Here is a 12,504-nt window from a genome sequence, read left to right on the forward strand (position 1 = left end):
TCCCTGTCCACTTCCAGTTCTATTGCAGGTAGGGATTGAAACATCAGTGCAACGCGTTTCAATCCATACCTACGATAGAGCTGGATGCAGGCGGGGTTTTTTAGTTATACTTAATTACATCTCATAGTTATCAGAGATGGTATGTTTTTCTTTGTACTCAGCGATACGTGCGTTGATCCGCTCAGCAGGATCTAACAGCTCGCTGATAGAAGCATCATGATTTAAGTGGTCGATGATCAGAGCGATGTACTTGCTCATATCGGCTGATTCGTACCAATCCTTCTTGAACAGGTCAGGCATCTGGTAGGTCAGGTTGGTTGTGATGACCTTTTCGATCAGACCTTCTTCGTGGCACTTATCGAATACTTCAAGACCCTTTGTGAAGAGACCGAAGGTAGCGATACAGTAAACACGTTTTGCTTTTCTCTGCTTTAACTGTCTTGCAACATCGATCATGCTTTCACCGGAAGCAATCATATCATCGATGATGATAACATCCTTGCCCTCAACAGAATCACCAAGGAATTCATGAGCAACGATCGGATTTCTTCCATCAACAACGCGTGAATAGTCACGACGCTTGTAGAACATTCCGACATCGACACCTAACAGGTTCGCAAAGTAGATTGCTCTGTGCATAGCACCCTCATCCGGAGAAATGACCATCATATGGTTGTTGTCAATTTCAAGATCCGGTGTGGTACGGAGCAGGGTCTTGATGAACTGGTAGGTTGGACGTACATTCTCAAATCCGCTCTTAGGGATGGCATTTACGACACGAGGATCGTGTGCGTCAAATGTCACAATATTGTCAACACCATAAGACTTTAATTCCTGAAGCATAACGGCACAGTCAAGAGATTCTCTGGAAGAACGCTTGTGCTGGCGGCTTTCATAAAGGAATGGCATAATTACTGTGATCTTTTTTGGTTTATCAGTCATAGCGGCGATCAGTCGTTTCAAATCTGCATAATGGTCATCCGGAGACATACGCTGTGGCTGGCCTGCCATTGTATAAGTACAGCTATAGTTTCCGACATCAACCATAATATAGATATCTTTACCACGAACGGATTCATTCAGAATACCCTTTGCCTCACCGGAGCCGAAACGTGGACAATCGGCACTGATCAGGTAAGTATCAGCTTCATATCCGTGGAAAACAATGTTGTCTTTGTGTACATTGTCTCTGTTAGCTCTCCATTTTACGAGATAATGATCAACCTTTTCACCAAGGCCTGTACAACTTTTGTGAGCGACAATTCCGAGACTGCCCACGGGTATGGTTTCTAATTTGCTATCGTCTGGCATGATAAATATCCTCCATAATCTTATAGTGTAATGATTCGATACCTTATATTGTTAGTATCATTGATAGTATATATGCAAATGCAGAAGACTGCAATGCCATCAGTTAGAAGTTTTATTCTGGATCCGGTCTTTTCGTTTGGTGTAGCGGATATTTGTTCCATATAATGGAAATACCTTAAAGTCACCAATGATACGGGACATGATACGTTCCGTATACCGGTCAGAAAGCTCCCGCATACTCAGATTGGTTGAAATCAGAGTAGCAAGGGATCGGTTGTTGCGCATGTTAATGATCTCAAATAACTGGGAATTAACGAAAGTATTCGGAACCTCGGTGCCGAGATCGTCAATGATCAGCAGTTCACAGTTATAGATATAATCATATAACATCATCTTTTCTTTTTCACGCACATTACCCATTATAATGCCTGATAAAATATTTTCAAATAAATTTATTGAAGTCAGATAAAGAACTGTGTGTCCTTTGTCTAACAAAGCCTTTGCAATACAGTTGGACAGGAAGGTTTTCCCAAGTCCTGTTTCTCCATAGATTAGAATACCGGAGTGGGATTCGTCAAAATGCTCCACATAATCTTTGCAAGCTGCCAGAGTGTTTGAGGCATTCTCGTATGGCGTATGCTTATGCGTGCCATCATTCTCCCGGCTGTAGTAGTTCAGGGAAAAAGTAGAGAAATTCTCTCTCTCCAGGATCTCACGGATCGTGGACTGGTTGTATAGCTCGTCGATCACCTTCTGTGTCATACATTTGCAGGGATGGCTTCCCTGATAGCCGGTGTCGTGACAGAGCGGACATTCATAGATCGGTTCCAGATAATCTTCCGGATATCCGTGTTTTTTTAAAAGCGCTTTTTTATGAGCTGCCAACTCACGGTTATTCCGGTTGATATCTTCCATATTAACAGGCAGTTTCCGTATTCTGTTTCTTGCTGCCTGAATAGAAGAGGAAGCGATTTCCTGATCGATCTTTTTTATCTCAGGAATCTTTTCATATATTTCAGCTTTTCTATTGTCTGCCAGAATTTCATTTTCAAGACGCTTCCGTTGAAAGCCTGACAATATACTATCATAATCTATATTTTTCATAATTACACATAATCCTTATTTAGTGAGAATTTATCTCATCTAGGAACAACTGCTCCATTTCATCAAGCTCAGCCGACATGTCTTTTTGCTGGAATGAATTGAAAGCATTCGGTTTAGCATTGTACTGACTTGATTTTTGTGATGTATTTCGTTTTTTTGCTTCGTGATATTCTGTGCTTGCCTTGGCAATATCATCGACTGTTTTGACACCCTGTTGCTGCCATTTTTTCAGGATACCGTTGATATAGGCAAATGTTACATCGTGAGGATGCTGTGCAATTCCACGGTTGCAGGCTTCAATGATGACCGGCAGTTCAAAGCCCATTTCCTTATTCCAGGAATCCATCCATGCGACTTCTCCTGTGGTTGGAGCTTTCCGGTTGATACCAAGTGCCTTAAAGACTGCACGGTACAATGGGTTGCCATTTTCAGCAGCTTCCTTTGCTTCCTCCAGTGTGTGGATGCCGGCCTGATACCAGTTTTTGGCAATGCCCTCTGCATAACGGAGATCCGGTTTCTCAATGCTGACACAGTATTCGATCAGATATTCCATGATCTCGGTGGAGAAGCCTAACTGATCGTGAATATAGATCAGGATCTCGATATCATTCACCGATAATTCTTTTCTGAAATAGGTTTCTGCTTCAAATATCACGTCGGCAAATGCATCATCTTCCTTTGCCTTTGCTGCAAGGGCGGCAGAGTAAGGCTGTTTCTCCGGAAATACAGACGCCGGTTTCTGAACCGGTTCCGGTCCTGATATGGTATTCTTGGTATGTACCGGTTTGCTTGCTGCTGGAACAGCAGGCTTCTTTTTCTTTTCCGGAAACTTTAATAAAGAGATGCTGTCGAGCGACAGGGAGGTGTCTGCCTCTTCCTTTGTTTTTTCATGCAGAGGAAGAAGGGTAATACCTGTAAGCTGGCCGGATGCATCGTAATCCAGACGTAATACGTCCTCGCTGATCCAGTACCGGATCGCACGGCAGATATCCTTCTCTGTGAGGTTGAAATGATCTGCAATATCAGCTACCGAGATCGGTGCTTTTGAGGACAACAGTCGGATAAGATATAGATAGACCTTGACAAATTCGCCATTTGCTTCGGTCATATAATAATCAATAAAATGATTCGATACCAGGGAAAATGTTTCCTTTGCTTCTGTTGAAATTGTGATGTAACTCATGGTAACTTTTCCCGCCTTTCATAACTTTTGGATGTCTCCAAACCTTCTCTGGTCAAGAAGTGCTCACATTATAGCATGTGTTTTTTAAATTGCAAATAGAACAAATAGTCGGTTGGAAAAATGGACAGGGATGTTGATTTTGTGGATAATGTGGAGAAGTTTTGGATAAAAAAATTATTTGTTACTAACACATCGGGAACAGGTGCTAAAACAGGGCATTTGTGAAAAAAAGAAAGTAAATTTTATGTAAACAAATGAAAAGAGCTGTATGAGGAAAACTCCTTCACACAGCTCTGTGGATAATGTGGATAATTATTTTTTTATCAGCTCATTTCCGATAGAATCGACATTTCCGGCACCCATAGTTATCAACAAATCATTTTTTTTGCAATTTTTCAATAAATAATTTTCGATGTCCATAAAGGATGGCAGATAGAACGCATCGGTTCCATAAGAAGCAATCTTTTCGGCGAGCTGCTTCGAGGATACCAGACCTGTGTCTTTCTCTCTGGCCGCATAGATATCAGCAACGATAACATGGTCACAGACACTTAAGACCTTTGCAAAGTCATCGAAAAGGGCATATGTTCTGCTGTAGGTATGAGGCTGGAATACACACCATAATTCATGGTAGTCTGTATTCTTTGCAGCGGCGAGGGTTGCAGCAATCTCAGTTGGATGATGTGCATAGTCATCCATGACCTTTACATTGTCGAGGATCGTTCCTTTATACTCGAATCTCCGCTCTGCACCCTTACAATGCAGCAGACCTGCTTTGATCGCATCGATTTCGATGCCAAGCTCTGTTGCGGCAGCAATAGCAGATAAGGAATTGTATACGTTATGCTTTCCAAATACATGAAGTGTGATGTCGGTGATCTCCTTTCCGTCGATCACAAGGGTATAAGTTGGGCGGCCAAATTCATCAAAGCGGATATTTGCAGCGCTGTAATGGTTCTTTGGATCTTCGCCGAAAGTAATAACCTGACACTTCAGATCTCTTGTTACGGTATCAAAATACTGCATATCACCATTTACAATGACTTTTCCGTTTTCAGGAGTCTTTGTTGCAAATGTGTGGAATGACTCCGCGATCTCTTCAATGCCGCTGAAGAAATCCAGATGATCCGCATCAACATTTAAGATAATGCTGATGTATGGTTTGAATGCGTGGAAGCTGTTTGTATACTCGCAGGCTTCTGTTACAAAGTAATCAGAAGAACCTACACGGATATTTCCACCGATATCATCGATGATTCCGCCAACGGAAATTGTCGGGTCAACGTCGGCCTCTAACATAATATAAGAAAGCATGGCAGTCGTGGTTGTCTTACCATGAGTACCGCTGACCGCGATGGAGTATTTGTAATTCTCCATGATCTGACCTAAGAGCTGTGCTCTTGTCAGCATAGGGATATTTTTGGATTTTGCAGCCTGAAATTCTTCATTATCCGGATGGATGGCTGCTGTATATACGACAAGGTCAATCTGATCTGTAATATTGCTTGCGGTTTGTCCGATATTGATCAGAGCACCCATGTCAGAAAGTTTATCTGTCATATGGGATGCTTTCATATCGGAACCGGTGACTTTAAAACCCTCTTTAATAAGAATTTCGGCAAGTCCGCTCATGCTGATACCACCGATTCCCATAAAATGTACATTTATTGGATGATTAAAATCAATTTTATACATGATGTTTCGCCTTCCTGAAAAGAATATTTGTGAGTATTATAGCATAGATAAAAAAGGAGTGGATTATTTTTTCATAAAAATTGAAAAGTTCAGAATTTAGTGTGCGATGCGGACAAAATGAAAATGAAAAATAGAAAATTATACGGTATCATGTCAAATATAGGCAGATTTCCGTGATTATTAACAGAAATTTGTCGTTTTTTTTGACATGGAAAACATAAATAGTTCGCATATCGTTCATGAAATGTTCACATATATACTGTAACATACAATACGAAAGCTTTTCATATATTTGAATCCTTTCCCCCCTCATTTGGAGCCACCATTTTGGTGGCTCTTTTCTTTTTTAAATATAACAAAAGGTGCTTTCGTATATCCGCGCCATGGTCTGGCGGTGTTATAAATATCTCACTGCGGTTTCTGTTCACTGCACATGTCTGATTCGTAAATGCTCCTGTGCTAACTCGTCCTTCGGACTCAGACAAGCACCCGCATTTACTGACAATGCGCAGTTCACGACGAAATCCTCGCAATGATATTTTATAACACCGCCAGACCATGGCGCGGATATACGGAAGCACCTTTTGCTCATTATATCGCATGAAATGTCTGGTTATGGAGATGATATAGGTATGTTTGGAGATTTTTTTCGATATTGGGATGAGCTGCCGGAGCAAGGTGGTTTTTCGTTATTTGGATGGATTCATATGGGGTGGCTGGTCGGGATCGTATCTGTATGCCTGGTTGTCAGTCATAGATATAGAAGGGTGGATGCTGCTACACAGGATAAGATCCTGAAGATATTGGCAACAGCATCGATATGCCTGGAATCATTGAAAGATATCTATCTGATCCTGATTGGGGAGATGGGGATATCATATCTTCCGTTTGAGATGTGCGGACTGGCGATTTTTGTGGAACTGGGATTTGCATTTTTCCACCGGGAATTTCTAGGAGAAATTATGTGCGTGATCAGTATGCCCGGTGCAATGGCAGCATTGTTATTTCCGGACTGGACCAGATATCCGTTATTTAATTACATGCACATCAATTCTTTTTTGATACATGGACTTTTAGTGCTCATTCCGGTGCTTGTTCTGACATCCGGCAGATACAAACCTTCTATAAAAAGGATCTGGCAGATCTTTTTGTTCTTGTTTACAGTTGTTCCCTCTGTCTATGTTATAAACAGGATCTGGGGCTGCAACTTTATGTTCCTCTGTTATCCGTCCAATGGTTCTCCATTTCTGTCTGTTTATCTGCGGCATGGCTATGTTCCATATCTGATCACGTATGCCGTTATAGTTATTCTTTGTATTTTGGTTATATATGGAATACTGGACAAAATCGCTTCCTTTTGTGGTAAAAATGTGGTATACATTAATAGGAAGAATTAGTTGAGAAAAAAGTCATAATAATAGAAAATATGCGCAGAAAGAACTGCGTATACGGAAGATAGAATACGGAGAATGAGAAAAAATGATAACAAACGATGCGACGCTTTTAAAAGTAAAACATGAAGTATTGTATGAAGTTGCCAAGCTTGCGTATGCCGGACGATTGGAGGAAGAAAGAGACAGTCTTCCTTATAAGATGGTTCCGGGACCGCAGCCGGCATTTCGATGTTGTATCTACCGGGAACGAGAGGTTATCAGACAGAGGATCCGGCTTGCGGAAGGTAAAGCACCGGGTGCTGAAGATGACGGAAATATCGTACAGGTCATTAATTCCGCCTGTGAAGGATGTCCGATCTCCCGATATGTAGTAACAGATAACTGTCAGAAGTGTATGGGTAAAGCCTGTCAGGCAGCCTGCCGGTTTGGAGCGATCAGCATGGGGCGGGATAAGTCCTATATTGATCCATCTAAATGTAAAGAGTGTGGGCAGTGTGCAAAAGCCTGTCCTTATAATGCGATCGCAGATCTGGTACGACCTTGCATGAAGAGCTGCCCTGTGGATGCGATCTCGGTGGCCGATAATGGTACCGGTATTGCCGTGATCAATCAGGACAAATGCATACAGTGTGGTTCCTGTGTCCATAAATGTCCGTTTGGCGCGATCGGTTCTAAGACATTTATCGTGGATATCATTAAGAAGATGCGTTCAGATATTAAGGTGTTTGCTATGCTTGCACCTGCAACGATCGGCCAGTTTGGTGCAGATATTACGATGGCAAGCTGGAGAACCGCTTTAAAGAAGATTGGTTTTTATGATGTTGTAGATGTATCACTTGGAGCGGACATGACTGCCATGAATGAGGCGAAGGAATGGATCGAAGCCAAGGAGAAGGGGGAGAAGAAGACAACCTCCTGCTGTCCGGCATTTAAGAACTATATTGAGAAGCATTTCCCGACATTAAAGGATGCGATCTCAGAGACAGTATCACCGATGTGTGCAGCATCCCGTTATATAAAGGAAAAATTTCCGGGTGCAGTTACTGTATTCATTGGACCGTGTATCGCGAAGAAAGCGGAATCCATGTCAGGAGAGAAGGATACTGCAGATTATGCACTGACTTATGGTGAGATTCGTGCGATGCTTCGTGCAAAGGGTGTAAAGCTGGAGCCGGAAGAAGATACGGATGATCAGGGCAGTATCTATGGTAAGAAATTTGCAAATGCAGGTGGTGTAACCGCAGCAGTTCTTGAAAGTATGAAAGAACTTGGCTGTACCGGTGATGTATCTGTATGCAAATGCAGTGGCATAACCGAATGCAAGAAGGCATTGACGCTGATGAAGGTCGGAAGACTTCCAGAAGACTTCATCGAAGGTATGGTATGTGAAGGTGGCTGTGTCGGCGGTCCATCGAGACACCGGGATCCAAATCTTGCAATGCGTGACAGAAATGCAGCACTTGCAAAATCATCGGATATATTGATCAAGGACAATCTGGACAAACAGAATGCAGAAACGGTTGATATGATCCGTTAGATATAAGAAGGTAATTGTAATATCGGATGTGGGGACTTCTGATATTACAGGGAAAAGCAGAAACTATTAACAACAAAAGAAAATAAAGAAGAAAGTAAGAAAATTAAATGTCGCCAGACGAAACATAAAATAAGCCCGGCGGCATTTTTTTCAATGGAGGTTACACGCATGGTAGCACAGATTTTGGCACTTGCCATTTTTGTAGTTATGTTCGGATTGATCATATCCGAAAAATTTGAGCGTCATGTTATCACATTGGTATGTGGACTGGCAACACTTGTTCTGGTATTTGGTGTAGCAATGCACAGCATGGATGCGATACTTGAAACATTAAATATCAGAAACATTTTTACACTTTCGTTCTGGTATGAGGCAGGAGCCTCATCCGAGAGTACGGGTGGTATCAACTGGGCCACGATTATCTTTCTTGCGGGAATGATGGTTATGGTAGAAGGTATGGCAAAGGCGGGGTTCTTTCGCTGGCTATGTATGACGATCGCGAAAGCCGTTCGGTATAGGGTCATTCCGATATTTATTACATTCATGATCATGTCATTTGTCCTTGCTATGTTCATTGACAGTATCACGGTTATCCTGTTCTTAGCAGCAGTTACGGTGGAACTGGCGCAGCTTCTGGACTTTAATCCGATTCCGCTGATCCTGTCTGAGATCTTCTGTGCAAATCTGGGTGGATCGGCAACAATGTGTGGTGATCCTCCAAATATCATTGTCGGAACATCCCTTCGGTATTCGTTCTCCGATTTTATTACAAATACCGGCCTGATGGCGGTACTTTCACTGGTGGTTATTATTTTTTACTTTTATTTTTGTTTCAGGAAAGAACTCACTGCATCTTCGGCGTCACAGACTTCGGAGAAAGATCATCCATCACCGGTATCTGCGATCACGGATAAACGGGCATTTGCCATTAGCTGTGTGATCTTTTTATGTGCGGTTGCCTTACTTATCACACATGCACAGACCGGACTGACAGTTGCATTTATCGGTCTGTTTATAGCAATACTGGTTCTTCTGACATCAGGAAAGAATATCGGACATATTTTAAAAAATGTAGATTATAAGACGATCCTTTTCTTTATTGGTCTGTTTGTTGTAGTCGGTGGTCTGGAGCAGACCGGTATTCTGGAACTGGCAGCCGGATTTATCGGGAAGGTAAGCCATGGAAATGCCAAGGTAATGATAGCCATTATTATCTGGGTATCCGCGATCGCAAGTGCATTTGTAGATAATATTCCATTTGCCGCAACCATGATCCCGGTTATCAAGACGCTGGCAGCATCGACAGGTGTGGATCTCTCGGTTCTTGCATGGACACTGGCAATGGGTACAGATATCGGTGGAAGTGCAACTCCGATCGGGGCATCGGCAAATGTTGTCGGAATGTCGATCGCGGCAAAAGAAGGTCATCCGATCTCTTGGGGCAAATATTGTAAGGTATCGGCTCCGGCATCCGTTATCGTTATTCTGATCTCAATGGTCTGCATCTATCTGCGATATTTCTAGTATTTTTACAGAAACGGGAAATGGCATCACCTGTTATGTAGCAAGCCTTTTTCAACGCCGGTTCTTAGCGAATCGCCAAAGGCGAAGAGCTTAGCACCGTTGCGTTGGAATAGAGTGCAAACGACTTGCGAAATAACAGGTGATGCTATTTCCTGTTTTTTGTAAATAAAAAACTACAAAGAAATTGAAAGCAAAAAACTGTTGACAGATAAGTGAAATATGGTACTATAGGTAAAGTAGTTTTCAAAACTACGTTTGAAGTTAACGAAAAACTTGGAATAAAGTCTGGAAAAACCGAGAACGAAGTTGCAAAAACGTGAAAAAAGGAAACATATTTTTCATTATATAGATCATTATTTTACGGAGGAACAGACAGTATGATAACAGAGTTAAAACCGGAAGAAGGAATTGCCGGAAAGTTTGTCAAGACAGCATTTGATGAGAATGGTGTATTAAGCAAGATTGAATTTACAAATGATGAGACCTTTAATTTTGCATTTGATGTAGTGGATGCATTAGCAGAAAAGACACCGGATAAGACAGCATTGATCTATGTGTCCAGAGATAAGGAAGAAAAGAAGTTTACATTTAAAGAGATCAAAGAGTGTTCCAATATGGCAGCAAATTATTATAAGAGCCTTGGTATCAAGAAGGGCGACAGAGTGCTGCTTGTATTAAAGCGCCATTATCAGTTCTGGTTTACGATCCTTGCACTTCACAAGATTGGAGCTGTAGCAATTCCTGCAACCAATATCTTAAAGGTAGAAGATTACAGATACAGAATTGAAGCTGCAAATGTAAAGGCTGTTGTATGTACAGCTGATGACAAGATTCCGGATGCAATGGCAGCCATCGATCCGGATGATAAGGTGATCAAGGTTATCGTAAATGGTGAGAGAGAGCATTTCCATCCATTTGATAAAGATATCCTTTCATTCAGCAAAGAATTTGCACGTCCGACAGGTGAAGATACAGTCTATGCACATGATACCATGATCATCATGTTCACATCAGGAACAACCAAGCATCCAAAGATGGTAGCACATAATCATCTGTATGCACTTGGACATTATATTACAGCAAGATATTGGCATAATGTAAAGACGGATGGTATTCATTTTACAGTATCCGATACCGGCTGGGGTAAGGCTCTCTGGGGCAAGCTCTATGGTCAGTGGTTATGCGAGACCTGTATCTTCGTTTATGATTTTGATGTATTCAGTGCAGACAATATCATGAAGCTTGTAGAACAGTACAAGATCACAACCTTCTGTGCGCCACCGACCCTTTACAGAATCCTTGTTAAGATGGATCTGAGCAAATACGACCTTTCCGCACTGACTTACTGCACAACCGCAGGAGAAGCCCTGAATCCGGAAGTATTCTATAAATTCAAAGAGATGACAGGATTTACGATCTTTGAAGGCTTTGGTCAGACAGAGACTACACTTGCAATAGGAAATCTGAAAAATACAACACCGAGACCGGGTTCCATGGGTAAGGCAAGCCCACTCTATGATGTTCACATTATGAGACCGGACGGAACACTTGCTGATGTAGATGAGACCGGTGAGATCGTTATTAAGATTGCAGATGGCGAACCATATGGTCTGTTCTCTACTTATAATAATGATGAGAAAATGACAAAAGAAGTTAAGCACGACGGTTATTACCACATGGGTGATACCGCATATATGGACAAGGATGGATATTTCTGGTTCGTAGGCCGTGTGGATGATATCATCAAGGTTGCCGGATACCGTGTTGGACCTTTTGAGATTGAAAATGAGATTATGAAGATCCCATATGTTCTGGAATGTGCAGTTACAGCTATACCGGATGGAACCAGAGGACAGGCGATCAAGGCAACGATCGTTCTGACAGAAGGAACGGTTGGCGATGATAACCTGAAGAAAGAGCTGAAGCGTTATTTCAAGGAGAACATGGCGAGCTACAAACGTCCTCGTGTGATCGAATTTGTCGATGAGATGCCAAAGACGATCAGTGGTAAGGTAAGACGTGTAGAGATCAAAGAGAAAGACTGGAAATAAGTCCGGACGATTATCTGCTTGGATAGATTACAGGCAGATGAAATGACATAGCCTGTGAGAAGCAGGCAGGAAATGGAGATGTTCATAAAATGATAGATATGGAAATTAAGCCATATGAGCGTATGGTTTATTACTATGAAACTGACAGAATGGGAATTGTTCATCATTCTAACTATATCAGATGGTTTGAGGAAGCGAGACTGGACTGGATGAAGCAGATTGGATGGGATTACAAGACCATCGAGGACGACAATATCATTATTCCGGTATTGTCGGTATCTGCGGAATACAAAACCATGTCCAGATATGGAGACAACATTGTGATCTATGTAAAGCTTGCAGAGTACACAGGCATCCGTATTGGATTTTCCTATGAAGTACATGACAAGAAGACTGGAGAGCTTCGGTGCGTCGGCACATCCTGTCATTGTCTGCTGGATGAGAACAATAAGCCGGTGTTCATGCGGAAACGTTATCCGGAGAAGGATGCGTTCTTCAAGGAGCTCATGAAGCAGCAGGCTGAAGAGAATGCGTAAATTACACAATATAACAAGGGGATAGTCAATATCCATTTTACAGCACACTTGCGTTCGTGTCTCACGTAACGGTACTAAATTCACCGCAGGGGCGGTTCATTAAGGACCGACGTGAGACAAGGTCTGTAAAATGGATATTGACTATCCTCTTTTGTTATATTGTGTAATT

The 12,504-nt window shown here is 42.0% G+C and carries 9 protein-coding genes; 5 read left to right on the top strand and 4 right to left on the bottom strand.

Annotation, left to right across the window (positions count from 1 at the left end):
* Nucleotides 1-114: 114 nt before the first annotated feature.
* The 4 genes from OCV60_RS02345 to murC form a co-directional block, all read right to left on the bottom strand.
* A complete protein-coding gene (locus OCV60_RS02345) occupies nt 115-1,311 on the bottom strand; it encodes a ribose-phosphate pyrophosphokinase (RefSeq protein WP_021944686.1) in 1,197 nt (398 codons plus the stop codon).
* Nucleotides 1,312-1,410: 99 nt separating this feature from the next.
* Nucleotides 1,411-2,415, bottom strand: a complete 1,005-nt coding sequence (locus tag OCV60_RS02350; RefSeq protein ID WP_262529197.1) for an ATP-binding protein — start codon at nt 2,413-2,415, stop codon at nt 1,411-1,413.
* A gap of 19 nt (nt 2,416-2,434) precedes the next feature.
* On the bottom strand, nt 2,435-3,598 hold the full coding sequence (locus tag OCV60_RS02355; protein ID WP_021944688.1) for a DnaD domain protein: 1,164 nt from the start codon (nt 3,596-3,598) through the stop codon (nt 2,435-2,437).
* A gap of 312 nt (nt 3,599-3,910) precedes the next feature.
* Nucleotides 3,911-5,293, bottom strand: coding sequence for a UDP-N-acetylmuramate--L-alanine ligase (gene murC / locus OCV60_RS02360; RefSeq protein WP_021944689.1), 1,383 nt, complete (start codon nt 5,291-5,293; stop codon nt 3,911-3,913).
* A 632-nt stretch (nt 5,294-5,925) separates the two neighbouring features.
* Here murC and OCV60_RS02365 point away from each other — a divergent pair.
* From OCV60_RS02365 to OCV60_RS02385, 5 genes are all read left to right on the top strand, one after another.
* Entirely contained in the window at nt 5,926-6,690 is a 765-nt protein-coding gene (locus OCV60_RS02365; protein ID WP_173784033.1) for a YwaF family protein, read from the top strand.
* Between the two features lie 82 nt (nt 6,691-6,772).
* Entirely contained in the window at nt 6,773-8,224 is a 1,452-nt protein-coding gene (locus OCV60_RS02370; protein WP_021944691.1) for a 4Fe-4S dicluster domain-containing protein, read from the top strand.
* A gap of 168 nt (nt 8,225-8,392) precedes the next feature.
* On the top strand, nt 8,393-9,748 hold the full coding sequence (locus OCV60_RS02375; RefSeq protein ID WP_201815396.1) for an ArsB/NhaD family transporter: 1,356 nt from the start codon (nt 8,393-8,395) through the stop codon (nt 9,746-9,748).
* A 377-nt stretch (nt 9,749-10,125) separates the two neighbouring features.
* Nucleotides 10,126-11,799, top strand: a complete 1,674-nt coding sequence (locus OCV60_RS02380; RefSeq protein WP_262529199.1) for an AMP-binding protein — start codon at nt 10,126-10,128, stop codon at nt 11,797-11,799.
* 89 nt (nt 11,800-11,888) lie between these two features.
* Complete coding sequence (locus OCV60_RS02385) at nt 11,889-12,335, top strand: acyl-CoA thioesterase (RefSeq protein ID WP_021944694.1); 447 nt, start codon at nt 11,889-11,891, stop codon at nt 12,333-12,335.
* Nucleotides 12,336-12,504 lie beyond the last annotated feature (169 nt).

Origin of the sequence: Coprococcus ammoniilyticus (assembly GCF_025567345.1) — a bacterium.
Taxonomy (GTDB): domain Bacteria; phylum Bacillota; class Clostridia; order Lachnospirales; family Lachnospiraceae; genus Coprococcus; species Coprococcus ammoniilyticus.